The following is a 24473-nucleotide window of genomic DNA, read 5'->3' on the forward strand; positions in this document are numbered from 1 at the left end:
CTCCTCTTAGCTCTCGCTGTGTTGGTCAGCTTTCGAAGGCGGTAGGCATGTACTGGTCCACGTTGTCCTTGGTGACCACCGGCGCGTACAGCTGGACGGTGCGCGGCACCTCGACCTCCACCAGGTCGCCGAGGGCTTTCTTCTGCACCAGCAGCCGGGCCAGCCGGATGCCGTCGGCACCCTGCGTGGACGGGTAGATGACGGTGGCCTTCAGCAACGAGTTGCCGGACTTGATGTCCCGCATCACGTTCGCCGAGCCGGCCCCGCCGACCACGAAGAACTCCTTGCGGCCGGAGTTCTTGATCGCGGCCATCACGCCGACGCCCTGGTCGTCGTCGTGGTTCCAGATCGCGTCGATCTTCGGCGCCGCCTGCAACAGGTTGGCGGCGGCCTTCTCACCGGACTCCACGGTGAACTCCGCGGCCACCCGGTTGTTCACCTTCAGCCCGCAGTCGGCGAGCGCTTCCTTGAATCCCCGGCTGCGGTCCTGAGTCAACGGCAGCGAGTCGATCCCGGCGATCTCCGCGACCACCGCGTCCTTCTTGCCCTTCAACTGGTCGCAGATGTACGTGCCGGCCGACACGCCCATCCCGTGGTTGTCGCCGAGCACCGTCGTCCGGGCCGCGAACGGGCTGTCGAACTCGCGGTCGACGTTGATCACCGTGATGCCGGCCTCCATCGCCTTCGTCGCGACCGGGGTGAGCGCGGCCCCGTCGAACGGAAGGAGAACGATGGCGTCGACCTTCTGGTTGATGAACGTCTCGACCTGGCTGATCTGCAGGTTGACGTCGTTCGTCCCCTCGGCGACGACCAGCTCGACGTCGGAGTACTTCTTGGCCTCGGCCTGGGTCGCCTTCGTGATCGCGCCCATCCAGCCGTGGTCGGCGGCCGGCGCGGAGAAGCCGATCTTGACCTTCTTGCCGGGCTCGTCGTTCTTCACCGCGGCTTGGTCGGCCGGCGCCTTGCCGGCGTTGTCCTCGGCCTTCGGGGTGTTGCTGGTACAGGCAGTCAGTGCGACCGCAGCGAGACCTGCGACCACCAGACTTCGGGCGGATCCTCTGGACATCGTTGTCCTCCTATGAACTCGTCGTGCGACCGGACAGACGTTGCTGGAGAAGGACGGCGACCACGATGATCGCGCCCTTCGCCACCGACTGGGCGGAGATGCTCAGGTTGTTGAGCGTGAAGACGTTGTTCAACGTCGTGAAGATCAGTACGCCGAACACCGTGCCGACGATCGTGCCGCGGCCGCCGGACAGCAGCGTGCCGCCGATCACCACCGCCGCGATCGCGTCGAGCTCGTACAACTGACCGTGGGTGGAGCTTCCCGTTGTCGTCCGCGCCATCAGCATGACCGCGGCGATCCCGCAGCACAGTCCGGCCAGCACGTACAGCGCCACGGTGTGACGCTGGACCTTGATGCCCGCCAGCCGGGCGGCCTCGGCGTTGCCGCCGACGGCGAAGGTCCGGCGGCCGAAGGTGGTCCGGTTCAGTACCACCCAGCCGGCCGCGGCGACCAGGAGAAAGATCCAGACCAGCACCGGTACGCCGATCAGCGAGCCGCCGAAGAAGTCGACGAACGAGTTGACCGTGATGATCTGGGTCCTCCGGTCCGAGATGATCTCGGCCAGGCCACGCGCCGCCGCCAGCATCGCCAGCGTCGCGATGAACGGCACGATCTTGCCGTAGGCAACGAGCAGTCCGTTGACCAGGCCGCAGGCCGCGCCGACCGCGAGCGCCGTGGTGACCATGAAGAGCCAGTGGTAGTCGGCGGCCAGCTGCTGGGTGGCCAGGGTGGTCGCCCAGACCGAGGACAGCGCGACCATCGCGCCGACGCTCAGGTCGATCCCGCCGCCGGTGATGACGAACGTCATCCCGACGCTGACGACGCCGATGACCGCCGCCAGTCGCAGGATCGTCAGCACGTTCGCACCGGTCGCGAACGTGTCGCCGGCCGTGATCACACCGACGATGCAGAGTATGACCAGCGCGACCACCAGACCCAGGTTGCGCCCGAAGCCGGATCTGAGCAGGTTCGCCGATCGTTGCGCCGCAGGCTGGGTCACGGTCGCCTGGGTCGACGCCGTCGTGTCAGGTGTCGTATCTGGTGTCGTATCCGGTGTCGTGATGTCCTCACTCATCACACCGCACTTCCCTCCATCACCAGGTCGAGGACCTGGTGTTCGTCGATGGCTTGCGCGGGTCCGGTGTGGACGGCACGCCCCTCCCGCAGTACGACGACCCGGTCGGACAGACCGAGCACTTCCTCGACCTCGCTGGAGACCAGCACGATCGCGACCCCGTTGGCCGCCAGCGTGCGGATCAGCCCGTAGATCTCCGAGCGCGCGCCGACATCGACGCCGCGCGTCGGCTCGTCGAGCAGCAGCACCCGGCAGTCCCGCAGCAACCAGCGCGCCAGCACGACCTTCTGCTGGTTGCCCCCGGACAGGTTCCGGACCGGATGGTCCACCCCGGCCGGTCGCAGATCCAGCGACCTGGCCAGGCCGGCCGCTGCCTCCTTCTCGGCCCGGTTGTTCAGGAATCCCCCGCTGGCGAACCGCTGCAGCGTCGAGACGGTGATGTTCTTGTACACCGCCTCGTCCAGCAGCAACGCCTGGCTCTTGCGTTCCTCCGGGGCGAGACCGACCCCGGCCTTCACCGCCGCCTGCACGCGGCCCGGACGGAGTACGACACCGTCCACCCGGACGGATCCGGCCGCCGCGCGACGCGCGCCGTACACCGTCTCGAGGACTTCGGAACGTCCCGAACCGACCAGGCCTGCCAGTCCGAGGATCTCGCCGGCCCGGACCGTGAAACCGATCCCGGCGAACTCCCCCGGCCTGGTCAGCTCGTCGACCTCGAGCACGACCGGCGCCGTGCTGGGGACCTCGTTGCGCGGCGGGAAGACGTACTCGATCGAGCGGCCGGTCATCAACCGGATGAGTTCCTTGGTCGGGGTCTCGCGGGCGTCGAGTCCGGTGGCGACGGTCGCGCCGTCCTTCAGGACCGTGACCCGATCGCCGACCTTGCGGATCTCTTCGAGCCGGTGCGAGATGTAGACGACCGCGACGCCGCGGTCGGTCAGGCCGCGGATCACCCGGAACAGGTTCGACACCTCTTCGGGGTCGAGGACCGCGGACGGTTCGTCCATCACGATCAGCCGGGCGTCACGGGAGAGCGCCCTCGCCATGCTCACGACCTGCTGGCCGGCAGCCGGCAGCGAACCGACCGTCCGGTGGGTGGGGATCTCGGCGTGCCCGAGACCCTGCAGGATCTCGCGCGCCCGGATCGTCGCCTCGTGCGTGCGGCTGAAGCCGAAGCGGGACGGCTCATGCCCGAGAAAGATGTTCTCGGCAACGGTCAGGTCGGGGACCAGATCGAGTTCCTGGTAGATGGCGGCGATCCCGCGCTCGATCGCCGCTGTCGGGCTGTTCAGCTGGACCGGGTCGCCGTTCAGGTGGATCGTGCCGGCGTCCGGCTGGTGTGCACCGGTCAGCACGCGGATCAGCGTCGACTTGCCCGCGCCGTTCTGCCCGAGCAGGCAGTGCACCTCGCCGGCACGAACATCGAGATCAACCCCGTCGAGCGCCCGCACCCCGGGAAACTCCTTGACGATCCCGGTCATAGTCAGCAGGTCGGTCATCGCGCGGCCCCGATTCTGGTCGGGTCGACGAAGACCTGGTCGAGTGAGATCTGTGCGCCGCCACGGACGGCCGCGGCAAAACCGAGCTCCGACCGGACGACCCGGCAGCCGCCGCCGTCCGGTGCGATCACGCGGTCGCGGATCGCCCTCTCCAAGGGTTCTTTCAGCCACGGCCCGAGCACGGCGAAGTACCCACCGAGCACGAGCACGTCCGGGTTCAGGATGTTCACCAGGATCGCTCCCCCAATCCCCAGCCAGGTGCCGACGTCCTTCAGCGCGGACAGCGTCCGCGCGTCCCCCGCTTCGGCCCGCCGGGTGATCCCGGCCAGCCGTTGCTCCACGTCCAGCGACGGATCCCGGACCGGGTCGTCCCTGTCCGTTGCCTTGTGCAACAGTGCGGTCAGCCCGACGACGGTCTCCCAGCAGCCGGTGCGGCCACAGCCGCAGGTCCGTCCGGGCGGTGCGACCGGCATGTGCCCGACCTCCCCGCTGTACCCGTTCCCGCCGCGCAGCAGGTGACCGCCGGCCACGACGCCGCCACCGACACCGACCGCGCCGGTCAGCAGCACGAGGTCGTGCACCGGCTCGTCCTCGGTCCGGCGCAGACCGGCGTACGCCGCCAGCGCCGCCAGGTTCGCCTCGTTGTCCACGTGCAACGGGTACGTCGGCCGACCCAGCCGCGTCCGCATCTCCTCGGCGACCGAGACCTCGCCCCACCCCAGGTTCGGGGCGAGCTTCAACTCACCGGTCTCGCCCTGGACCAGGCCGGGCACCGCCAGGGTGACCCCGGCCAGCTGTCCGCCACGTGCCTCCACGGCCGCGACCGCTTCTTGCACCAGGTCGGCGAGGCGGTCGAGCGTCGTACCGGGATCGAGGTGCGCGACGTCGACCGGGACGCGCTTCTCGATCACGACCGCGCCGGCCAGGTCGAGGGCGGCGACGGCCAGGTAGTCGACGTTGATCTCGGCGCCGACGCCGCACACGCCGGTGCCGTCGAGCTCGACGAGCAGACCCGGGCGGCCGAGCGCCCGGCTGGAGTCGGCCCGGCCTTCGCGCAGGAGGCCGCGCTCGACGAGTTCGGCGACCAGGCTGCTGACGGTCGCCTTGTTCAGGCCGGTGTCGTCGGCGATCCGGGCCCGGGAGCGCGGGCCGAGGTCGCGGACATGCCGCAGTACGACGGAGAGGTTGTTGCGCCGGAGCGAGACGTGATCGGCGGCAACGCCCCGGCTCCCCGGGCGGCGGCCATCGGTCAAGGTCATACCGGCACCCCCTCCGCAGACTTTGTCGGTTGAACCAACAAACTAAGTTCACACGGACGGGCCGTCAAGACTTCGTAACAGTCGAGTTCTTGCAGGAATTTGTCGGTCTTTTGTACGCTCGCCGCGCACTCTCCTGTCCGCCCCCTCCAGGAGCACGTCATGACACTGACCCGCCGTACCTTCCTCGCCGCGACCGCCGCTACTGCGGTGGCCGGCACTCAAGTCCAGTCCGCCTTTGCCGCCAGTCCGCCCGGAGATGTCGTCGGAAAGATCACCGTCGGTTATCAGGGCTGGTTCGCCTGCGCCGGCGACGGCGCCCCGATCAACGGGTGGTGGCACTGGAGCAACAACTGGGGCCAGCCGCCTTCGCCGACGAACACCGCGATCGTGAGCTGGCCGGATGTCCGCGAGTACAGCGCGACGTACCAGACGGCGTACGCGAACCTCGGTAACGGGCAGCCCGCGAAGCTGTTCTCGTCGTACGACCAGCAGACCGTCGACACGCACTTCCAGTGGATGCAGCAGAACGGCTGCGACACGGCCGCGCTGCAGCGGTTCAACCCGACCGGCGGCGAAGGACCGACGCGGGACGCGATGGCCGCGAAGGTCCGGCAGTCCGCCGAGCAGTACGGGCGGAAGTTTTACATCATGTACGACGCGACCGGCTGGGCGAACATGCAGACGGAGATGAAGGCCGACTGGACCGCGAAGATGAGCGCCTACACGGCGTCGCCGGCGTACGCGCGGCAGAACGGGAAGCCTGTGGTGTGCATCTGGGGCTTCGGGTTCAACGAGGCGAACAAGGACTTCCCCGCGTCGGTCTGCCTCGATGTCATCAACTGGTTCAAGGGCCAGGGCTGCTACGTGATCGGCGGCGTGCCGACGCATTGGCTGCCGGGCAACGAGGACTCGCGGCCCGGATATCTGGACGTGTACCACGCGTTCAACATGATCTCGCCGTGGATGGTCGGCCGGATCAGCGACATCGCCGGCGCCGATCACTACTACAACAACGTGAACCAGCAGGACCAGGCGGACTGCAACGCCCACGGGATCGACTACCAACCGTGCGTCATCCCGGGCGACCTGCAGTCCGGCCACCGTGCGCACGGCGAGCTGATGTGGCGCCAGTTCTACAACCTGACGCGGGTCGGGGTGCAGGGCATGTACATCTCGATGTTCGACGAGTTCAACGAGGGCAACCAGATCGCGAAGACCGCGGAGTCCTCCGCCTGGATCCCGTCCGGCTCGAGCATCCGCGCGCTCGACGAGGACGGTACGGCGTGTTCGTCCGACTACTACCTCCGGCTGACGAACGACGGCGGCCGGATGTTCAAGGGCCAGGCGCCGGTGACGGCGACCCGGCCCACCGTCCCGATGCCGAACCAGAGCTCAGGCGGCGTGATCTTCTACGAGCACGTCGACTACGGCGGCGGGTCCGGCACGGCGCTTGCCAAGGGCAACTACACCCGCGCCCAGTTGCAGGCGGCCGGCGTACCGGACAACTGGGCATCCTCGGTGCGGGTGCCGACCGGGTGGACGGTGACGATCTACGCCGGCGACAACTTCGGCGGTCAGTCGTGGACGCGGACGGCGGACACGCCCAACTTCGTCGCGCTCTCCCCGAACGCGAACGACCAACTGACGTCCTGCCGGATCTCCTAGAACAGCTCCATGCTGTCGGCCGTTGCGGTGATGACCGGGTTGTCGAAGTACATCCGGCAGGCGATGGCGTGGCCGGAGCAGGTGAGCAGGGCAGGTCCGGCCGCGTCGACGACCTTGTAGGCGACCGGGTGCTCGCAGCGCTCGACCTCGCCCTCGTTCGGCCGGCCGCACCCGAGGACGTGGCAGGTCGCGGTGTCACCGATGTTCATCAACGTCAGGCCGTGCTCGGGGCAGACGCCCCAGCCGACACCGCAGACCTGGCCCTCGTTCGCGGCCAGCCGGACGAGCTTGCCGGCGGTGGCCTCGAGCTTGGTCGCCATCTCCCGGAAGGTGGTCGCGGCCTGGTCGAGCTCGCGCCGGAACCGCCGCAGTTCGATGGAATCGGGCATGCTCTGCGTCGCAGCCTGCAGATCCTCGGCCAGCGTCGTCGCCGCGACCGCGATCTCGTCGACCCGGACCGGGGTGTTGAACTGACGCAACGTCGTGGTGCTCTGCGGCCGCGGACGGTCGCGTACTTCGGAACGCCAGTCCGAGCTGGCCGGCTCGTCGGTCCGGATCTCGGCGACCCGCTCCCCCGGCTGCCACGTCGGTGGCTTCTGCTCCGGATGCGGCCTGGATTCGGGCGGCGTCGACTCAGGATGGCCGGCCGGGCCGTCGGACGGGTCCGCGGCCGATGCTTCGAGGTGAGCGGTTGGTTGCGGACCGTGACCGTTGATGCCGTTGGCCGACCCGTTCACCGGAATCCGGCTCTCCTGCGCTGTCCGCCCGTTCATGCAGCCTCACTCATCCAGTGCCTGGCACCCGCCATGCGCAAAGCGCGCGTCCCCTGTTGTGCCCTCGGTGGCCGATCGTGCCATGTCCCAGGTACCCACGACCAGAGCAAATACAACGGCGTCACCCACTGCTCCCCAGCCCTTGCAGAACGCAACGATCAACCCCCAGGCATTCGCAGACTTCCCCGCCTGAAGGCCACCGAATCACACCACGTGAGTTACTCAACGTGGTTTTGACATTTCCATACTGACCGTCGTCAGACGGTCGCTGTGAGGTGCTCCTTGAGAAACTCGACGGTCCGGGCGCGGGCCTGGAAGGCCGAGTTCGGCGGGTTGTCGCGGACCTCGGCGGTGAGCACCGCATGCGCGCCCTTGCCGTACCCGTCCGGGTTGCCGGGTGCGGAGTCGAGTTCGATCACCTCGAACGCGTCGCCGAGCTGCGCACGCAGCGTGCTGAACCGCTCGGGCGGCGCCGCGCGATCCCCGCTGAACCGCAGGCCCAGCACGCACAACCCGTCGGTCCGCGTGCGCTCCTTGACGACCTCAAACTCCTCCCGCGACAACCCGGGATCGCGACGCCGCTTCGCGCTCACCGGGAACGGCACCGACGGCTGACTGAGCACTGGCGCGACGACGACGTCCTCGACCGCGGTGGCGAGAGCGAATCCCCCGGTGAAACACATCCCGATCACGCCGACCCCGCGACCCGGCGTCCGCGCGGCCAGATCCGCCGCAACCACCCGCAGGTACTTCGTGATCGGCCGCTCGGCGTCGACGGCGAACGCGCGGAACTCCTTCGAGACACACAACCGGGCCACGATCCCCAACGTGTAGCCGACGCTGATCGGGCGCCCCGGCGTACCGAACGGCGAGGGAATCACGACCGTGAAGCCCGCATCGACGAGGTGCTCGCCGAACTCGGCCACCTCGGGGCTCAAACCAGGGATCTCCGGGATCAGCACGACTCCCGGACCCGCGCCCTTCTCGAAGCAGTCGTAGGTCAGACCCGCGCCGGTGAACGGCGCCTTCCGCCAGGAGCCCAGGTCCACAGTCATGACCTGCAGCTTAGAGTGCTCGCGCGGCAACTGCTGGTCGCCCGCACATCTGGAATACTCCGCAGCTCAACCACTTTGGCCCTGGGGGGGTCCCTGTGTTTTTCCGCCCTGCTCACCTGCTGCGTCTCGGGCTGCCCGCCGCCCTGGTCGCCGGCTCGCTCGTCGTGCTGACCGGCTCGTCCGGTTCGGCCGCGCAGCCGCGTCCGTACAGTCCGCCGTTCACCCACCCGTCGGCGCAGGCCGAGTTCGAGCCGAACGCGGTGATCGTGAAGTTCAAGCTCAAGGCAACGACCGCCGCGCGCCGGGCCGCGGTCGCCAAGGTGGGCGGCACCGAGGACCCGGTCGCCTCGAACGTCGTGAAGATCAAGGGTGAGCTGTCCGCGCCCGACCTCCTGAAGAAGATGAAGGCCGACCCGAACGTCGAACTGGCCTCGCTCAACTACCGGCGCTACATCTCCGCGGTCCCGAACGACGAGTACTACACCACGGACCAGAAGACCTACCTGAACACGGCTCGGGTCCCGCAGGCCTGGGACCTCTCCAAGACCACCGGCAGCCAGATTGTCGCCGTACTGGACACCGGCGTCGACGCCGGCCACCCGGATCTCGTCGGCCACCTCGTCACCGGATACAACGCCACCTCACCGAACCGGGGTCCGATCGACGACAACGGGCACGGCACGATGACGCTGGGCATCATCGCCGCCGCCGCGAACAACGGCATCGGTGTCGCCGGAGTCGGCTGGAACGTGAAGGCCATGCCGGTCAAGGTCCTCGACTCCCACGGCGGCGGGTACGACGTCGACATCGCCGAGGGCATCGACTGGGCGGCCGCACACGGCGCCAAGGTGATCAACATGTCGCTGGGCGGACCGGGTGACAACCCCGTCCTGCACGACGCGGTCAGGCGCGCAGTCGCCAAGGGCGTCACCGTCGTGGTTGCTGCCGGCAACAGTGGCACCGACGAACTGCAGTACCCGGCGGCGTACCCCGAGGCGATCGCGGTGGCCGCGACCAACGCCGGCGGTGTGCTGACCGACTTCAGCTCGTACGGCGACTGGGTCGACGTCGCCGCTCCGGGGTGGAACATCCTCAGCACCGGCCCGCGCGCGTTGACTCCGCCGGAGTACGCGCCGTACTGGTATTGCACGGGTACCTCCTGCTCGGCGCCGATCGTGTCCGGGATCGCAGCGCTGGTGAAGAACAAGTGGCCGGCGTTCACCCCGGCCCAGGTGGCGCAGCGGCTCGAGGTGCTCGCCCGGGACGCAGGTCCGCGCGGCATCGATCCGTACTACGGCCACGGGATCGTGGACGCGTACGCCGCGCTTGGTGGCCGCTTCGCCCCGGACTTCCCGGTCAACCCCGAGGACAACAACGATCAGCCGGCGCGCGCCACCAAGGTGGAGGTTCTGGCAACGCTCGGCACGACGTTCAGCGCGCCGGTCAGCGTCGAGGGTGACGTCGACTGGTACCAGGTGACCGGGGTGGAGCGCGGTCTCAAGGTCTCGGTGACAGGCCCGGTGTTCAGCTGCGGCTACTCGGTGAACTTCGGGCCGCGGCTCGACGTGTACAACAGCGACCTGCTCCCGTTGGGGCACGCGGTGAACTCGTACCCCTCGACGCCGATCGACCCCGCGACCGGGTGCCCGAAGGCCACCACCCTGACCGCGACGACAACCGTCAGCGCACCGACCGGCACCACGTTCATTGCCGTGCGCAACGACAATGGGTCGCGGGACACCCGCAAGTACACGGTGACCATCTCCCAGGAGAGCGCCGGCTCGACGCCGGTCGGGACTGCCTATCCGGTGCGGGATGTGAAGCCGAACGATCTGTCCGCGAACGCGGCGCTGGGCGCGACGCCCACGGTCACGTTCGCGCGGACGGTCGTTGCCGACAGCGTCAGCCCGACGACGGTCCGGCTGCTCAACGGGAGGACCGGTACGACGGTCGGCGCGGCGGTGTCCTTCGATGCCGGCAGCAACGTGGCCACGATCAAGCCGACGGTGCCGTTGCTCGACAACACGCCGTACCGGATCGTCGTCAGCGGGGTGCAAGGGGACGGCGGGACACTTGCACCGTCCACGAGTGTGTTTTCGACGGTGGACCAGGTGCCGGCCGCGGTCGGGGCGTTCGATGCTTCGGGCGCGTATCTGGCCGCGAACCTGGCCTGGAAGGTGCCGCCGACGGGTGACCTCGACCAGGTGATCGTCCGTCGGAACCCGTCGAGCAAGCCTCCCACGCTGACGACCGGGACACTCGTCTACACGGGCACGGGATCTGCGGTGAAGGACACCGGTCTGGCGCAAGGCGTGACGTATACGTACGCGGCGTGGGTGAAGGATCGCGGCGGCAAGGTCAGCCCGGTCGCGACGACGCAACTGCTCGGCATGAAGACTGGGATCTCGACGACGTCGACGCTGATCAACTACGGCGGGACGATCACACTGCGCGGAAGCACACTCCGGATCGACAACAAGGCGTACGCCGGACTGCCGACCAACCTGTACGTGCGGGCGAAGAACTCGTCGAAGTTCACGCTGCTCGCGGCGCTGAAGACGTCTTCGACCGGGGCCATCAACTTCACGTACAAGCCGGCGGTGTCGTCGGTGTTCATGATGACGTTCCCCGGCAACGCCGACCTGATGGGGACACGCACGCCGGACATCACCGTCGAGGTCGCGCCGACGATCTCGGCCACGATGGCGCCGACGTCGATCAAGCTCGGGAGCACCACGGCGATCAGCGGCTACGTCGCGCCCGCACACGCCGGCCAGTCGGTGTACCTGCAGCAGTACGGCAACAAGGTGTGGAAGTCGATCGCCTCGGTAAAGCTGATCTCGTCCGGCAAGTACGCCTTCGGCATCAGGCCGGCGGTGCGGGGGCAGATCGCCTACCGCATCTGGTTCCCCGCCGACGCCGACCATGCACAGGCGTTCTCGGCGAACAAGATCCTCACCATCACCTAACCGCCACACCACCCACACGCCCCGGCCTCGCGCCGGCCCAGCCGGTGCGAGCCGGTGCGAGCCGGTGCGAGCCGGTGCGAGCCCGGTCCAGCCGGTGCGAGCCCGGTCCAGCCGGTCCAGCCGGTCCAGCCGGTGCGGTGCGGCCACAGCCGCCGGCACGCGCGACAGGCGCGGCCATGGCGACAACTGCGCCTGGGCAGGCGTCCGATGCGGCCAGCACGTCCACGGCGGCAGGACGGCCGGGACGCACGCGGCACACGCCCCAGGGGTTGCCCCCTGAGCTGGTCGGTTGCACCCCAAGAATCCGGGTAGGCAACCGACCATCTGAGGGGGCAACCCCTCAGATGGTCGCCCTCCGCCGGGGGCCGGAGCGAGGTCACGCGACGGCGCGCAGAGCTCTGAGCGAGCGGGGCGAGTGCGTGCGTGCGACGGTGCGACCGTGGCGGCGGGGCGGGACAGGACGTATGCGGCGGGTTGGCGGGGCGGGACGGGACGTATGCGGCGGGTCGGCGGGGCGAGGCGTACGCGACCGGGGCGGGATCCACGCGGCGCACGCTGAGGGTGCCCCCTGAGATGACCGGTTCACCGTCCGAGGCGGGGCGAGGCCAGCGGGTGTCCGTGCGACCGTGCGAGGTGCGATCGAGTGACCGAGCGAGGGTTGGGACGTACGACGTTGCCGGACGTTCGCACCAGCAACACCTGGAACGAGCCTGCGGGCGCGCTCATCGGCGCCGGCGGCGTACGTGCAGGCCACCAGCTCTCCCAACCCGCGTACGTCTCAGGGGTCAGGCTCTGAGGTGGTTGGTTGTAGGCCGGGAATCCGGGGCCCCTCGGATGGGCGTCCGCGCTCCAGGGTGAGCCGGAGCGAGGGCGGCTGGGTGGTTAGGGGTTGTAGTGCTGGATGGTGCCGCCGGTTGAGAGGTCTACGAGGGTGTGGGCCAGGGACTTTGCGTCGGCTAGGACTTCGGCGAGGTCCACGGTGGTGAGGTGGCGGTTGCGGACGACTACCTTGCCGGCGACCAGGACGGTGACTACGTCGGAGGCTCGGACGGAGTAGACGAGGGCGGCTCGTGGGTCGTGTACGGGTTGGTTGTGGGGTGCGGAGAGGTCGACGAGGGCGATGTCGGCTTGGCGGCCTGGTTCGAGGGTGCCGATGTGGTCGGCCAGGCCGGCGGCTGCGGCGCTGCCGCGGGTGGCCAGGCGGAGGGTGTCGGACAGGGTCATCCACTCGGCGTCGTGCTCGCGTTGCTTCTGCGTGAGGGCGACCATGCGGATCGCTTCCCAGACGTCGAGGGTGTTGTGTACGGCGGCTCCGTCGGTGCCGATGCCTACTCGTACGCCGGCTGATCGAAGGGCCTTGATCGGGGTGACCTCGCCCATCGCGAGCTTGAGGTAGACCTTCGGGCAGGACGCGACGGTCGTGCGGTCGGCATACCGCTCGAGGATCGGAAGGTCGGACTCGCGGATGCCGCACCCGTGGGCGATCAGCGCGCCGGCATCCAGTACGCCGGTGTGGTCGAGGACCTGGATCGGCGTGATGCCGTGGTTGTCGAGAGACGCTTGCGTCTGGTCGTCGGTCTCCGCGGCGTGCAGGTGGATACGGAAACCCTCCGCCCGCGCGATGTCCGCCGTACGTTTCAGGTCCTCGTCGGTGACCGTGTACGTCGCATGGGGCCCGAGGCTGGCAGTGATGCGCGGGTGGAGTCGACTGAGCTCGCGGGTCGTGTCGACGGCCGCGTCGATCCCGGCTTTTCCCTCGGAGGAGAAGTACGTCGGCGCGAGGTCGGCGCGGATGCCGGATTCGACCGCTGCGGCTGCGATCTGGTCGGCGTGGAAGTAGTGGTCGACGAACGTGGTCACGCCCGCCAGCAACATCTCCGCACAGGCCAGCCGAGCCCCGACCCGCACCCGCTCCGGCGTCAGGTTGACCTCCATCGGCCAGATCCGCTGGTTGAACCAGTCCTCGATCGACAGGTCCTCCGCCGCTCCCCGCATCATCACCATCGGACTGTGGGTATGCGAGTTGATCAGCCCCGGCACCGCCACCAACCCGGTCCCATCAATCACCTCCACCTCCACCTCCACCTCCACCTCCGCCTCGACCTGCGCGGGGGTGGTTGGGGCTATTGCGGTGATCTGGTCGTCTTGGATGTGGATGTCCTGGGCGTTGTCTACTCGGCACTCGTCCTGCTCGGGGACGATCAGCACCGCGACGTTCCGGATCAGGAGCCGCTTCATCCGTCCTCCAACCGTCGGCAGTCGTAGCGCAGTCTTCCGGGTGCCCGGTCCATCCGACGTGGTCAGGGGTGCCGGCTTGCGAGGATGCAGAACTCGTTCCCTTCGGGGTCGGCGAGGGTGACCCAGCTTTCCTCGCCGGTCTGGCCAACGTCGGCGTGGCGGGCGCCGAGGTCGAGCACGCGGCGCACCTCGTCGTCCTGGTCCACGTCGGTCGGGTTGAGGTCGAGGTGGAGCCGGTTCTTGATGGTCTTGCTCTCGGGCACGCGCGCGAACGTCAGGGTCGGCGGGACCGGGCCGGGGCGGTCCCTGCCTTCGGGCACCAGCGGCGAACCGATCGTGATCACGCCGTCTTCCTCCTCGTCCTGCACCTCGTAGCCCAGGACCGCGCACCAGAACTGCGCAAGACCGCTCGGATCGGCACAGTCGATCGCCAACTCGGTGAACTTGCTCGTCATTTCACGACCTCCCGGCCGATCGTAGGATGCCGGCCCGATCACCTGATCCAAGCACTCCAGCGGGCCGAGCACCGCACGCCGACAGACCAAGGGGAACGTATGTTCGAGTTTCGGGTATGGTGGGGGTATGGGTGCTGATCTCCAGGGCTCGTTGCTGGATGCTTTCGAGGATCCGGCGTTGGGGTCGTTGGACGGGCTGGTGCGGACCGAGTTGGGCCGCGGGGCCTGGGTCGACGTGTTGCCGGGGTGGTTGACCGGCGCCGATCAGGTGTACGAGCGGCTGGCGCGGGATGTGCCGTGGCAGGCGGAGCGGCGGCAGATGTACGACCGGGTGGTCGACGTACCGCGACTGCTCTGCTTCTACGGGGAGACCGTGGACCTGCCGTTGCCGATCCTGGACGAGGCGCGAGATGCGCTGAGTGCGCGGTACGCCGAGGAGCTGGGTGAGCCGTTCCGGACGGCGGGGTTGTGCTTCTACCGGGACGGCCGCGACAGCGTCGCGTGGCATGGTGACCGGATCGGCCGCGGGGATCGCGAGGACACGATGGTCGCGATCCTGTCGGTCGGCGAGCCGCGGGTGCTGGCGCTGCGGCCACGACCAGGTGGATCGGGTGGGGCGAGTGGGCCGGTGGGTTCGACGGTTCGGTATCCGCTGGGACATGGGGACCTCATCGTGATGGGTGGATCGTGTCAACGGACTTGGGAACATGCGATTCCCAAGGCTTCTGGCCGGATCGGCCCGCGCGTCAGCATCCAGTTCCGCCCACGCGGCGTCCGCTGAGGGCACACGCAGGAGCGGGCAGATCAGGCGGCAGTCGGCTGGTCGACGAGGGACTGGTCGACCAGCGGCTGGTACACGCCGTCGCGCGCAGCTACGTAGAAGCCGAGGAGGCGCAGCCCGGCGGCCTGGCAGATCGCGGTGCCGGCGTCGGCCCACTCACGGTCCGACTCGGGTGAGCGCAACGGACCTGGGCGTCCGAGCGCGAGGATGACACCCGTGCCGGGCGCGGTCTGAACGGCCGGGATAAGGGGGCGAAGGGTGTCCGAGCAGAGTTGGCCGGTGTCGTGGGGCCGGCTCAATTGCTCGAATTCGGACGGCAGGTCGACCATGACCGTGGCGCGGTAGTGGTCGTCCGGGTCGCAGAGGACGACGGAGAACGTGCCGCGGTGGCGGTCACCGAGGCTGATCATCAGGTCGACGACGTCCGCGGCGACGGCGGGGTCGGTCAGTGGTCGTTCGGTCCAGGTGGGTGTCAGGTCGAGGAAGCTCATGCCTAGAAAGTGCCGCGATTCCGGTCCCGGATCCGAGTTGTCCACAGAGAAAAGTGGCCCAACCTCCAGCATCGCGAATGGACCTCCCTGCTGGGCCGTTGAGTCCATAGGCTCATCTCATGAGCAGCAGACTTGAGCAGATGCTTCCCCCCGCCGGAGCGCCGCGGGACCTGGCGATGGCGCAGTTGGCGAACTCGGTCGGCGACGGTGCGTTCGTCGTCACCTCGGCGTTGTTCTTCACCCGGGTGGTCGGGCTGTCGACCACGGAGGTCGGCATCGGCCTCACAGTCGCGTGGCTCGTGGGCTTCCTGACCGGCGTTCCGCTGGGCAACCTCGCGGACCGGCGAGGAGCGCGCGGCACCGCCGTACTCCTGGCGCTGATGACCGCCAGCGGCGTCGGAGCATTCCTGTTCGTCCGGAGTTTCCTGGGCTTCCTGATCGCTGCCGTGGTCTACGCCTGTAGCCAGACCGGACTCACCGCTGCCCGCCAGGCGCTCCTCGCGGGCCTGGTACAGCCGGCTGAACGCACGCGCATCCGGGCGTTCCTGCAGTCCACGGTGAACGCCGGTCTCGCGTTCGGTGCACTGCTCGGCGGCATCGCGCTCCGCTTCGACACCGAGACGGCGTACCTGACTGTCTTCGCGATCGACGCGCTGAGCTTCCTGATCGCCGCCGGCCTGATCCGCCGGGTCCCGCCGATCGCAACCACGATCCGCGTCAAGGGCGAACCCCGCCTCGCCGTCCTGCACGACCGCCCGTACGCCGTCCTCGCGCTGCTCAACGCGATCATGCTGCTCTTCATGCCGCTGATCAGCCTCGTCGGGCCGCTGTGGATCGTCACCCGCACCAGTGCACCGAGCTGGGTCGTTGCCTCGCTGATGATCGTGAACACCCTCGGCGTGACGTTCTTCCAGGTGCACATCGCCAAGCGGGTCAAGGACCTCCGCACGGCCGCCCGCTCCGTCCGGTACGCCGGGGTCGCGATGCTGGCTGCCTGCGGCGTATTCGCAACAACCGCCGCCCATCTGAGCCCCGCACTCACGGCCGTCGTCCTGGTGGTCGCCGCCGCGCTGCTCACCGTCGGCGAGATGAAGCTGGCGTCCGGGGCGTGGGAGATCAGCTTCGGACTCGCACCCGCCGACAAGCAGGGTCAGTACCAAGGATTCTTCGGCAGCGGCCCCGCGATCGCCAGGATGCTCGGCCCGGCGCTGCTCACCACGGTGATCCTCGGCTGGGGCCCGATCGGCTGGATCGTCATCGGTGCCCTGTTCCTGGGGACCAGTTGCGCAACTGGTCCCGCCGTACGATGGGCTGTGCGGACGAGGGCCGTCAAGGAGGACGCCACGCCGCCGCTGGCAGAGGAGAACGCCGCCTGATGGAGATTCCCGGACTGGTCGAGATCACGTCGTACGACGAGCTGCGAGAGCTCGTCCCGCCGCCCCTGGCAGCCGCTGCGGCCAAGGAGCGCAAGGAGCTCCACGACCTGGACCTGCAGTGGCTCGCCGCCTCCCCGTTCTGCCTGGTCGCCACCTCCGACGCCGACGGCAACTGCGACGTCTCCCCCAAGGGCGACCCGGCCGGCTTCACCAAGGTGCTGGACCGGTCGACGATCGCGATCCCGGACCGGGCCGGCAACCGCCGCGTCGACGGCTTCACCAACATTCTCAGCAACCCGCACGTCGGCCTGATCTACTTCGTCCCCGGCCGCACCGACACGCTGCGCGTCAACGGCCGCGCCCGGATCGTCAGAGATGCGCCGTTCTTCGACGACATGATCGTCAAGGGCAACCGGCCACAGCTGGCGCTGCTGATCGAGATCGAGCAGATCTTCCACCACTGCTCGAAGTCGTTCATGCGCTCGAAGCTCTGGAAGCCCGAGACCTGGGACCCGGAGGCGCTGCCGCGCCGCGCGGTGATCTCCCAGACGCTGGAGCGTCCGGACGACGACCTCGAGACGCTCGACCAGTACTACGGCCCGGCGTACGAAGAGAAGATCTACAAGGTCAAGTACTGAACTACCGCAGGAGGCGCAGGCCGAAGTACTCCGTGGCGACGATGACACTCGCCCCGCGGCCCTCTACGGTTTCGTACTGTGAGCACGACTGAGCCGATCGCGGCCTCCCCCGTCGGGTACTGGGCCCGCCGGATCGCGCTGCCTGTGATCGTCTCGATCATCGCGGTCGTCGGATCGATCGGCGCGGCGGTCCACGGGGAGCCGGACAGCCGGCGGCCGGACTGGTTCATGGTGCTGCTGATCCTGATCGGATCGCTGTCGCTGTACTGGCTCCGGACCCGGCCGATCCCGGTGCTGTGGGCAACGGTCGTGTCGACGCTCGTCTACATGCTGATGGAGTACGCCTACGGACCGGTGATCTTCGCGTTCGTGATCGCGGTGTTCACCACCATCCGGCTCGGCCACCGGGTGTCCGGCTGGTCCGCCCTGGCCGCTCTCTACCTCGGGCATGTCGGCGGACGGATGCTGCTCGGCATCGACGTGCTCGGCGTGTACCAGACCCTCCTCGTCGGCACGTGCTTCTGTGTCCTCGGGTTCGTGGCCGAGCTGTTCCGCGCGCATCGCGACCGGGTAATGGCGGCGGCGCGCACCCGCAGAGAAGAGGAACTGCGCCGAGCAGGTGACGAGCGGCTGCGGATCGCACAGGAGCTCCACGACGTCGTGGCGCACCACATCTCACTCATCAACGTGCAGGCAGCCACCGCACTCCACCTGGTCGACCGGCAACCCGAGCAGGCCGCTCCGGCGCTCTCCGCGATCAAGGACGCCAGCAAAGAGGCCCTGGTCGAGCTTCGGTCGATCGTCGGCATCCTGCGGCAGTCCGACGAGTCCGCGCCGCGCCAGCCGGTCGCCGGTCTCGACCACTTGGACCACCTGGTCAGCCGTACGTCGCGGGCCGGTCTGGAAGTGCACAAGATCGTCCACGGCGAACCGCGTCCACTGACGGCAGGACTCGACCGAGCCGCGTTCCGCATCATCCAGGAGTCGCTGACGAACGTCGTACGCCACGCCAACGCCACATCCGCGACGGTCCGGATCCAGTACGGCGAACAGGCGCTGGTGCTCCAGGTCGACGACGACGGTCAATCGCTGACCGCGCCACCGACGGAGGGCAACGGCATCGGCGGCATGCGCGAGCGAGCCACCGCACTCGGCGGCACGCTCACCGCGAACCGCACACCCTCAGGCGGCCTGCGAATCACGGCGACCCTGCCGCTGTAGGACTTGTGCGATCAGGGCAGGCGGACGTGGGACGGGTTCAGGTCGGCCACGCTGGAAACGCCGAGTAGCGCCATCGTGCGGCGTACCTCCTTGGTCAGGATCTCGGCGGCGCGGGCGACACCGCGCTGACCGCCCGCCATCAGGCCGTACAGGTACGCACGGCCGACCAGGCAGGCGTCGGCGCCGAGCGCGATCGCCGCGACGATGTCCGCGCCGGACATGATGCCGGTGTCGAGGTAGATCTCGGCGTCGCTGCCGATCGCCTTGCGGACGTCCGGCAGGATGCGCAGCGGCGTCGGAGCCCGGTCCAGCTGCCGGCCGCCGTGGTTGGACAGCACGACCGCGTCCGCGCCGGCGTCGACCACCCGGCGGGCGTCCGCGACGGTCTGGATGCCCTTGACGATCAGCGGGCCGTCCCAGATCGAGCGCAGCCAGTTCAGGTCGTCGATCGTCATGGTCGGGTCGAACAGCTTGTCGAGCAGCTCGGCGACCGTGCCGTCCCAGGTCGACAGCGAGGCGAACGTCAGCGGCCGCGTGGTCAGCAGGTTGGCCCACCAGGCCGGGTGCATGGACGCGTCCAGGACAGTCTTGACGGTGAGGCTCGGCGGGATGGTGAATCCGTTGCGTACGTCGCGGAGGCGAGCGCCGGCAACCGGTACGTCGACCGTCAGCATCAGCGCCTCGTATCCGGCCGCGGCCGAACGCTTCACCAGATCCTCGCCGGCCTCGCGGTCCTTCCAGACGTACAGCTGGAACCACTTGCGCGCGTCCGGAGCGGCGGCCGCCACGTCCTCGATCGAGGTCGTGCCCATGGTCGAGAGCGCGTACGGGATGCCGATCTGCTCGGCGACCTTCACCACCGCGCTCTCGCCCTCGTGGTTCATCATCCGGGTGAAGCCGGTCGGAGCGAACGCGAACGGGAGCTCGGAGCGGCCGCCGAGGATCGACGTACCGAGGTCGATCTCGGACACGTCGCGCAGGATCGACGGCTGCAGCTCCATCTCGGCGAACAGCCGGCGGGCGCGGCGCAGGCTGATCTCGGCCTCGGCGGCGCCGTCGGTGTAGTCGAAGACCGAGCGCGGGGTACGGCGTTTCGCGATCGCTCGCAGGTCCGCGATCGTCAGCGCCTTCTCCAGCCGCCGGTCGGTCGCGTTCACCGTGATCGGCTTCGGCCGGAGCAACGGCTTCAGCTCGGACCATTTGGGCATCTGGCGATCGGTCATCACAACTCCTGGCTCAATCTGTGGTCGGACCACACCCTACCCTGTGGTCCGACCACACAGGTAGGGTCGTCCACATGAAGAACTACGAGCTGGTCCTGCATCAGGTCGAGGCCGACCTGGCGGCCGGGCGGCTGCGGATCGGGGGCCGGTTGCCCGGCGAGCGGGTGCTGGCCGAGCAGCTGGGGATCAGCCGGCCGTCGGTGCGCGAGGCGGTCCGGGTGCTCGAGGCGATGGGGGTGGTGCGGACCGCCACCGGGTCCGGGCCGGAGGCGGGGGCCGTGATCGTGGCGGAGCCGGTGTCGCCGCTGACCGCCGTACTGCGGTTGCATCTGGCAACCAATCACCTGCCGATGGCGGACGTCGTACAGACGCGCCTGCTGCTGGAGTCGTGGGCGGCGCGCGAGGCGGCCGAGCGGGATCTCGGGGCGGACGAGCTGAAGGTCGCGGAGGAGTTGCTGGACCGGATGGACGACGCCGGGCTGTCGCCGGAGGAGTTCCACCTGCTCGACGCGGAGTTCCACGTCGCGCTGTCCGGCCTGGCGGGGAACGTGTTGATCGCTGCCGTGATGGCGTCGTTGCGGTCGGCGATCCACGGCTACGTGCTGGCCGCCGTCCCCAATCTGCTCGACTGGGAGGCGACGGCGATGGGGTTGCGCGCCGAGCACCGGGGGATCCTGGCCGCGGTGCGCGGCGGCGAAGCGGAGCGCGCGGCCGACCTCGTGACCGCGCACATCCGGGGGTTCTACCAAGCGGCTCAGCTAGCACCGTTCGGCGGCGACGGCGGTACGGCGGAGGCCGATGACGACCGTCGCGCCGACGATCAGGTGGAGTGACGCCAGACCGAGTTTGGCGCCGAGGCCGATTCCGTTCGTCAACGGGCTGCCGAGCGACAGGACGCAGACGATGGTTGCGATGACGGTCCAGGTGTCGCGCGCCCAGCCGGCGCGGCGCTGGGTACGGCGTTCGAGGATCGCGAGCAGGCCCCAGGCGGCGAAGGCGACGACGATGGTCGCGACGACGACGGAGATCGCACCGATGTGCTGGACCCCACCCTGCCGGGCTTCGAGGGTGAGGCCGGCGAGCGGGCCGAGGATCGCCCAGCCGGCCAGCGCAGCGGCGGCGGCAACGCCGACGACGGCGAGACGGCTGCGACCGGGGACGGTCCGTCGAGTTGATGCCGGGGCGTCGGTTGCGGCGGGCATCGGGGTGATCGAATCGGGCATTGTGGCTCCTTCAGTGGCTGGTGGCCTCAGACTGCTGGAGCGCAGGTACTCGCGGCATCGGCCGGGAAGCTGCCCGGGGGTGGTCCGAAGTCGGCGCGACCTCGACTTTGGTCGGTGGTGGAGATGGGGGCGGCCACCTAGTCTCGGCGGCATGGAGTCGTGCATGGCGCGGAAGGCGCCCTGGTGGATGACCGCCGTGTCGATGGGATTGATCGCGGTACTGACCGGAATGACCGTCGTCGGGCGGCTGTCCGATCCGTCGCACCGGAAGTTCCTTGTGCTCGACGTGGTGGTCGGCGTCATCTCGGTCGCGCTGCTCCCGATCATGTTCCGCCGCCCGGCGCCGGGCGCGATCGCATTGGCCGCACTAGCGGCTCTCTCCCCCGCCGGTACGCCGCCATCCACCGTCGGCACGCTCACCGTGGCGCTCCGCCGCCCGTTCCGCACGGCCGCCCTGGTCGCGCTCGCCGGTACGGTCGGCCATCTGATCCAGGGCCTGTGGCAACCGATCCACGGGCTGCCTTACCTGTGGTTCGCCGTACTGGATGTCGCGGTGCATGCCGCCCTCCTCGGTTGGGGTCAGGGCACGCAGGCCCGTCAACAGTTGCTGGCGTCGCTTCGTGAGCGCGCGACCCGGGCCGAGGCCGAGCAGGGTCGCCGGGTCGCGGAGGCACGCACCCTCGAACGGACCCAGATGGCCCGCGAGATGCACGACGTACTCGCTCATCGTCTGTCCTTGCTGGCGACGTACGCCGGTGCGCTCGAGTACCGGCCGGATTCGTCGCCGGAGAAGCTCGCGAAGGCGGCCGGCGTGATCCGTACCGGCGTACATCAGGCGCTCGACGAGCTGCGTGAGGTGATCAGTGTGCTGCGCGACACCGAGATCGACGACTTGCCGGGCGGGCGGCCGCAGCCGACGTTCGGTGATCTGCGGGCGCTGGTCGACGAATCCCGCGAGGCGGGTACGGCGGTCGCCTATGACGACCGCGTCCTGGATCCGGCGTCGTTGCCCCCGGCAACTGGGCGGACGGCGTACCGGGTGGTCCAGGAAGGGCTGACGAACGCGCGGAAGCACGCCGCCGGGCGTCCCGTGACGGTGAAGGTGGACGGGCAGCCTGGCGACGGACTGCGGATCGAGCTGACCAACCCCGCGTCGAACGGTACGTCGCTGACGCCCGGAAGCGGGACCGGACTGGTGGGGCTGACCGAGCGCGTGCAGCTGGCGGGCGGGACGCTCGACCACGGGCAGGTGCCCGGTGGCGGCTTCCGGCTCGAGGCCTCGCTACCGTGGCCTGTATGAGCGAGCAGCCGACGATTCGTGTGCTGGTGGTCGACGACGACGCGTTGGTCCGGGCCAGCCTGGAGATGATGCTCGACGGCACGAACGGGATCTCGGTGGTCGGTCAGGCCGCCGACGGTGACGAAGTACCGGCGGCCGTGGACGCACACTTCCCCGACATCGTGCTGATGGACCTGCGGATGCCCCGGGTGGACGGGATCGTCGCGACCCGGCGGCTGCGGGCGCGGACGAATCCGCCCGAGGTCGTCGTCCTCACCACGTTCGACACCGACGAGAACGTGCTGCACGCGCTCCGCGCCGGGGCGAGCGGGTTCCTGCTCAAGGACACTCCGCCGGCCCAGATCGTCGAGGCCGTACGGCGGGTCGCGGCCGGCGATCCGATCCTGTCGCCGGCGATCACCCGCCGCCTGATGGACCGCGCCGCCACGCAGGCCGACGCTCATACCATCGCGCAGGACAAGCTCCAGCGACTGTCGCCCCGGGAGTACGACGTGATGCTGGCGGTCGCGCAAGGCAAGGCGAACGCACAGATCGGCACCGAACTCTTCATGAGCCTCGCAACGGTCAAGGCCCACATCTCGCACATCCTCACCAAGCTGGAGCTGGGCAACCGCACCCAGATCGCCCTCCTCGCCCATGACGCCGGGCTCGCATAGGCTCCAGCGCATGATCAGGGTGCTGCTGGCGGATGATCAGGCGTTGGTGCGGGCCGGGTTCCGGTCGTTGCTGAACGCCGAGGACGACATCACGGTGGTCGGCGAGGTGTCGGACGGCGCGGAGGCGGTCGCGGTCGCGCGGGCCGAGAAGCCCGACGTGGTGCTGATGGACATCCGGATGCCCGGCACCGACGGTCTCGAGGCGACGCGGCAGATCGGCGCGGATCCCGAGCTGGCCGACGTACATGTGGTGATCCTGACGACGTTCGACCTGGACGAGTACGTTTTCGAGGCGCTGCGGGTCGGGGCGAGCGGGTTCCTGGTCAAGGACACCGAGCCGGTCGAGCTGCTGCAGGCGGTCCGGGTGGTCGCCCGCGGTGACGCGCTCCTCTCCCCCGGTGTCACGCGGCGGCTGGTGGCCGAGTTCGCGTCGCGCAGCCGGCAACCGCGTGCGAGCAAGGAACTCGACGTACTCACGGAACGCGAGAAGGAGATCGTCGCGCTCGTCGGCGAAGGCCTCTCGAACGACGAGATCGCGGCCCGTCTCGTGCTCAGCCCGGCCACCGCCAAGACCCACGTCAGCCGGGCGATGATCAAACTCGGCGTCCGCGACCGCGCCCAGCTGGTGGTCGTCGCCTACCAAACCGGGTTGGTCCGTCCCGGTTGGCTGGGTTGACCTTCCACCCACTCGAAGCCCGAGGCTGCAGACATGGAACACCTGGAGCAGATCACCGCGGCCGTCGGGCTCGGACACGCCGGTGACCGCGAGGCGGCCCGTGAACAGCTGGGCCGGTTGTGGGACGCGACCGACGATCGACAGACCCGCTGCGCGATCGCGCATTACCTCGCAGACGTGCAGGACGAAACGGCGGACGAGCTGGTCTGGGACGTCCGCGCCCTGGACGACGTACAGGACGAGGCCTGGCTGCCGTCGCTCCACCTCAACCTCGCCGACGACTACCGCCGGCTCGGTGACACGACCCGGGCCGGCGAACACCTCGCGCTGGCGCGGAAGCATCTAGGGCTGCTCGGCGCCGACGGGTACGGCGACCTGGTGCGAGGTGGTGTGGATCGAGTAGCGGCAGCGCTTGCGGCGGGCAACCGTGACCGCCTGCCGACCAACCCCAGCACCTAGCCCCGACGGGCACGGCGCCGTGCTCGGAGGCCGCCGACGAACTCCCGGATCGAGTGGAAGGTGAAGAAGAGCATCACCGCCAACGCGGCCCAGAACACGATGTGGAAGTCCCGATAGTGGGCGTCGACCATGGACCCGTAGTCGCCGCCGCCGGTGCCGATACAGCTGTCACCGGGGTTCATCCGCTGGTGGTTGCAGCTCGGCGTATACCCCGAGTTGAACCCCGCCGACGCGAAGAACGTCACCACCGCGAACAACAACGCCAAGAGCGCGAACCGGCGAGCATGTGTCTTGCGGGGCTTGCCCATGATCACCTCCGCCGCGACAACTCCATCGGTCTCCGATCCATCAAACACCCGTCGCGGGTCAGAA

24 protein-coding genes are annotated in these 24473 nt (G+C 68.9%); 12 read left to right on the top strand and 12 right to left on the bottom strand.

What is annotated here, in order from left to right:
• Positions 1–25: 25 nt before the first annotated feature.
• Genes OHA18_RS39680 through OHA18_RS39695 form a run of 4 tightly spaced genes read right to left on the bottom strand, consistent with a single transcriptional unit; the run spans position 26 to position 4902 of the window.
• A complete protein-coding gene (locus OHA18_RS39680) occupies positions 26–1066 on the bottom strand; it encodes a substrate-binding domain-containing protein (protein ID WP_329000557.1) in 1041 nt (346 codons plus the stop codon).
• Between the two features lie 10 nt (positions 1067–1076).
• The gene (locus tag OHA18_RS39685) at positions 1077–2141 is read right to left on the bottom strand and encodes an ABC transporter permease (RefSeq protein WP_329000558.1); all 1065 of its coding nucleotides are present in this window, start codon (positions 2139–2141) and stop codon (positions 1077–1079) included.
• The gene (locus tag OHA18_RS39690) at positions 2141–3643 is read right to left on the bottom strand and encodes a sugar ABC transporter ATP-binding protein (protein WP_329000559.1); all 1503 of its coding nucleotides are present in this window, start codon (positions 3641–3643) and stop codon (positions 2141–2143) included. Before OHA18_RS39690 ends, OHA18_RS39685 begins: the two co-directional genes overlap by 1 nt.
• Positions 3640–4902 carry an ROK family transcriptional regulator gene (locus OHA18_RS39695; protein ID WP_329000560.1) on the bottom strand — a complete coding sequence of 421 codons (1263 nt, stop codon included), beginning with the start codon at positions 4900–4902 and terminating at the stop codon, positions 3640–3642. Before OHA18_RS39695 ends, OHA18_RS39690 begins: the two co-directional genes overlap by 4 nt.
• A gap of 159 nt (positions 4903–5061) precedes the next feature.
• Here OHA18_RS39695 and OHA18_RS39700 point away from each other — a divergent pair, with 159 nt between their 5' ends.
• Positions 5062–6567, top strand: a complete 1506-nt coding sequence (locus OHA18_RS39700) for a lectin (RefSeq protein WP_329000561.1) — start codon at positions 5062–5064, stop codon at positions 6565–6567.
• Here the strand turns inward: OHA18_RS39700 and OHA18_RS39705 are convergent.
• Both OHA18_RS39705 and OHA18_RS39710 read right to left on the bottom strand, forming a co-directional pair.
• Entirely contained in the window at positions 6564–7340 is a 777-nt protein-coding gene (locus tag OHA18_RS39705) for a hypothetical protein (protein ID WP_329000562.1), read from the bottom strand. The genes OHA18_RS39700 and OHA18_RS39705 overlap by 4 nt on opposite strands.
• 257 nt (positions 7341–7597) lie before the next feature.
• On the bottom strand, positions 7598–8395 hold the full coding sequence (locus OHA18_RS39710) for a dienelactone hydrolase family protein (RefSeq protein WP_329000563.1): 798 nt from the start codon (positions 8393–8395) through the stop codon (positions 7598–7600).
• Between the two features lie 95 nt (positions 8396–8490).
• Between OHA18_RS39710 and OHA18_RS39715 the strand changes: the two genes are divergently transcribed.
• Together OHA18_RS39715 and OHA18_RS39720 are read left to right on the top strand one after the other, a co-directional pair.
• Positions 8491–11364, top strand: coding sequence for a S8 family serine peptidase (locus OHA18_RS39715; RefSeq protein ID WP_329000564.1), 2874 nt, complete (start codon positions 8491–8493; stop codon positions 11362–11364).
• A 643-nt stretch (positions 11365–12007) separates the two neighbouring features.
• Positions 12008–12160 carry a hypothetical protein gene (locus OHA18_RS39720; RefSeq protein WP_329000565.1) on the top strand — a complete coding sequence of 51 codons (153 nt, stop codon included), beginning with the start codon at positions 12008–12010 and terminating at the stop codon, positions 12158–12160.
• Positions 12161–12246: 86 nt separating this feature from the next.
• On the opposite strand, the gene OHA18_RS39725 is transcribed toward OHA18_RS39720, so the two are convergent.
• Both OHA18_RS39725 and OHA18_RS39730 read right to left on the bottom strand, forming a co-directional pair.
• A complete protein-coding gene (locus tag OHA18_RS39725; protein ID WP_329000566.1) occupies positions 12247–13602 on the bottom strand; it encodes an amidohydrolase in 1356 nt (451 codons plus the stop codon).
• A gap of 62 nt (positions 13603–13664) precedes the next feature.
• On the bottom strand, positions 13665–14099 hold the full coding sequence (locus tag OHA18_RS39730; protein WP_329006203.1) for a VOC family protein: 435 nt from the start codon (positions 14097–14099) through the stop codon (positions 13665–13667).
• An 85-nt stretch (positions 14100–14184) separates the two neighbouring features.
• Between OHA18_RS39730 and OHA18_RS39735 the strand changes: the two genes are divergently transcribed.
• Positions 14185–14838, top strand: coding sequence for an alpha-ketoglutarate-dependent dioxygenase AlkB (locus OHA18_RS39735; RefSeq protein ID WP_329000567.1), 654 nt, complete (start codon positions 14185–14187; stop codon positions 14836–14838).
• A gap of 23 nt (positions 14839–14861) precedes the next feature.
• Here the strand turns inward: OHA18_RS39735 and OHA18_RS39740 are convergent, their stop codons facing one another.
• Positions 14862–15329 carry a hypothetical protein gene (locus OHA18_RS39740; protein ID WP_329000568.1) on the bottom strand — a complete coding sequence of 156 codons (468 nt, stop codon included), beginning with the start codon at positions 15327–15329 and terminating at the stop codon, positions 14862–14864.
• A 119-nt stretch (positions 15330–15448) separates the two neighbouring features.
• On the opposite strand from OHA18_RS39740, the gene OHA18_RS39745 reads away from it, so the two are divergent.
• The 3 genes from OHA18_RS39745 (at position 15449) to OHA18_RS39755 (ending at position 18564) form a co-directional block, all read left to right on the top strand.
• Positions 15449–16705 carry an MFS transporter gene (locus tag OHA18_RS39745; protein WP_329000569.1) on the top strand — a complete coding sequence of 419 codons (1257 nt, stop codon included), beginning with the start codon at positions 15449–15451 and terminating at the stop codon, positions 16703–16705.
• Positions 16705–17343: a pyridoxamine 5'-phosphate oxidase family protein gene (locus tag OHA18_RS39750; RefSeq protein ID WP_329000570.1), complete on the top strand. Its 639-nt coding sequence runs from the start codon at positions 16705–16707 to the stop codon at positions 17341–17343. Before OHA18_RS39745 ends, OHA18_RS39750 begins: the two co-directional genes overlap by 1 nt.
• 78 nt (positions 17344–17421) lie before the next feature.
• Entirely contained in the window at positions 17422–18564 is a 1143-nt protein-coding gene (locus OHA18_RS39755) for a sensor histidine kinase (RefSeq protein ID WP_329000571.1), read from the top strand.
• An 11-nt stretch (positions 18565–18575) separates the two neighbouring features.
• Here OHA18_RS39755 and OHA18_RS39760 read toward each other — a convergent pair whose 3' ends face one another.
• A complete protein-coding gene (locus tag OHA18_RS39760; protein WP_329000572.1) occupies positions 18576–19787 on the bottom strand; it encodes an alpha-hydroxy acid oxidase in 1212 nt (403 codons plus the stop codon).
• A gap of 74 nt (positions 19788–19861) precedes the next feature.
• On the opposite strand from OHA18_RS39760, the gene OHA18_RS39765 reads away from it, so the two are divergent.
• Positions 19862–20620 (top strand): FadR/GntR family transcriptional regulator, encoded by a 759-nt coding sequence (locus OHA18_RS39765; RefSeq protein WP_329000573.1) that lies wholly within the window; start codon positions 19862–19864, stop codon positions 20618–20620.
• On the opposite strand, the gene OHA18_RS39770 is transcribed toward OHA18_RS39765, so the two are convergent.
• Entirely contained in the window at positions 20546–21010 is a 465-nt protein-coding gene (locus OHA18_RS39770; RefSeq protein WP_329000574.1) for a DUF6069 family protein, read from the bottom strand. The genes OHA18_RS39765 and OHA18_RS39770 overlap by 75 nt on opposite strands.
• Before the next feature lie 163 nt (positions 21011–21173).
• Between OHA18_RS39770 and OHA18_RS39775 the strand changes: the two genes are divergently transcribed.
• Genes OHA18_RS39775 through OHA18_RS39790 form a run of 4 tightly spaced genes read left to right on the top strand, consistent with a single transcriptional unit; the run spans position 21174 to position 24101 of the window.
• A complete protein-coding gene (locus tag OHA18_RS39775) occupies positions 21174–22310 on the top strand; it encodes a sensor histidine kinase (RefSeq protein ID WP_329000575.1) in 1137 nt (378 codons plus the stop codon).
• Positions 22307–22966, top strand: coding sequence for a response regulator (locus OHA18_RS39780; protein ID WP_130449523.1), 660 nt, complete (start codon positions 22307–22309; stop codon positions 22964–22966). Before OHA18_RS39775 ends, OHA18_RS39780 begins: the two co-directional genes overlap by 4 nt.
• Positions 22967–22976: 10 nt before the next feature.
• Positions 22977–23642 (top strand): response regulator transcription factor, encoded by a 666-nt coding sequence (locus OHA18_RS39785; protein ID WP_329000576.1) that lies wholly within the window; start codon positions 22977–22979, stop codon positions 23640–23642.
• 33 nt (positions 23643–23675) lie between these two features.
• A complete protein-coding gene (locus OHA18_RS39790) occupies positions 23676–24101 on the top strand; it encodes a hypothetical protein (RefSeq protein ID WP_329000577.1) in 426 nt (141 codons plus the stop codon).
• Here OHA18_RS39790 and OHA18_RS39795 read toward each other — a convergent pair.
• The gene (locus OHA18_RS39795; RefSeq protein WP_329000578.1) at positions 24098–24409 is read right to left on the bottom strand and encodes a hypothetical protein; all 312 of its coding nucleotides are present in this window, start codon (positions 24407–24409) and stop codon (positions 24098–24100) included. The two genes, OHA18_RS39790 and OHA18_RS39795, sit on opposite strands and share 4 nt — an antisense overlap.
• Positions 24410–24473: the final 64 nt, after the last annotated feature.

It is taken from the genome of Kribbella sp. NBC_00709 (genome assembly GCF_036226565.1).
In the GTDB taxonomy this organism is placed as follows: domain Bacteria; phylum Actinomycetota; class Actinomycetes; order Propionibacteriales; family Kribbellaceae; genus Kribbella.

Excerpts from the sequence above, each read along its gene's own strand:
- OHA18_RS39725 (WP_329000566.1), bottom strand. The coding sequence starts at position 13,602 with ATGAAGCGGCTCCTGATCCGGAACGTCGCGGTGCTGATCGTCCCCGAG.
- OHA18_RS39710 (WP_329000563.1), bottom strand. The coding sequence starts at position 8,395 with ATGACTGTGGACCTGGGCTCCTGGCGGAAGGCGCCGTTCACCGGCGCG.
- OHA18_RS39690 (WP_329000559.1), bottom strand. The coding sequence starts at position 3,643 with ATGACCGACCTGCTGACTATGACCGGGATCGTCAAGGAGTTTCCCGGG.
- OHA18_RS39740 (WP_329000568.1), bottom strand. The coding sequence starts at position 15,329 with ATGAGCTTCCTCGACCTGACACCCACCTGGACCGAACGACCACTGACC.
- OHA18_RS39790 (WP_329000577.1), top strand. The coding sequence starts at position 23,676 with ATGGAACACCTGGAGCAGATCACCGCGGCCGTCGGGCTCGGACACGCC.
- OHA18_RS39760 (WP_329000572.1), bottom strand. The coding sequence starts at position 19,787 with ATGACCGATCGCCAGATGCCCAAATGGTCCGAGCTGAAGCCGTTGCTC.
- OHA18_RS39780 (WP_130449523.1), top strand. The coding sequence starts at position 22,307 with ATGAGCGAGCAGCCGACGATTCGTGTGCTGGTGGTCGACGACGACGCG.
- OHA18_RS39765 (WP_329000573.1), top strand. The coding sequence starts at position 19,862 with ATGAAGAACTACGAGCTGGTCCTGCATCAGGTCGAGGCCGACCTGGCG.
- OHA18_RS39695 (WP_329000560.1), bottom strand. The coding sequence starts at position 4,902 with ATGACCTTGACCGATGGCCGCCGCCCGGGGAGCCGGGGCGTTGCCGCC.
- OHA18_RS39775 (WP_329000575.1), top strand. The coding sequence starts at position 21,174 with ATGGCGCGGAAGGCGCCCTGGTGGATGACCGCCGTGTCGATGGGATTG.
- OHA18_RS39700 (WP_329000561.1), top strand. The coding sequence starts at position 5,062 with ATGACACTGACCCGCCGTACCTTCCTCGCCGCGACCGCCGCTACTGCG.
- OHA18_RS39735 (WP_329000567.1), top strand. The coding sequence starts at position 14,185 with ATGGGTGCTGATCTCCAGGGCTCGTTGCTGGATGCTTTCGAGGATCCG.
- OHA18_RS39705 (WP_329000562.1), bottom strand. The coding sequence starts at position 7,340 with ATGAACGGGCGGACAGCGCAGGAGAGCCGGATTCCGGTGAACGGGTCG.
- OHA18_RS39745 (WP_329000569.1), top strand. The coding sequence starts at position 15,449 with ATGAGCAGCAGACTTGAGCAGATGCTTCCCCCCGCCGGAGCGCCGCGG.
- OHA18_RS39785 (WP_329000576.1), top strand. The coding sequence starts at position 22,977 with ATGATCAGGGTGCTGCTGGCGGATGATCAGGCGTTGGTGCGGGCCGGG.
- OHA18_RS39750 (WP_329000570.1), top strand. The coding sequence starts at position 16,705 with ATGGAGATTCCCGGACTGGTCGAGATCACGTCGTACGACGAGCTGCGA.
- OHA18_RS39770 (WP_329000574.1), bottom strand. The coding sequence starts at position 21,010 with ATGCCCGATTCGATCACCCCGATGCCCGCCGCAACCGACGCCCCGGCA.
- OHA18_RS39795 (WP_329000578.1), bottom strand. The coding sequence starts at position 24,409 with ATGGGCAAGCCCCGCAAGACACATGCTCGCCGGTTCGCGCTCTTGGCG.
- OHA18_RS39685 (WP_329000558.1), bottom strand. The coding sequence starts at position 2,141 with ATGAGTGAGGACATCACGACACCGGATACGACACCAGATACGACACCT.
- OHA18_RS39680 (WP_329000557.1), bottom strand. The coding sequence starts at position 1,066 with ATGTCCAGAGGATCCGCCCGAAGTCTGGTGGTCGCAGGTCTCGCTGCG.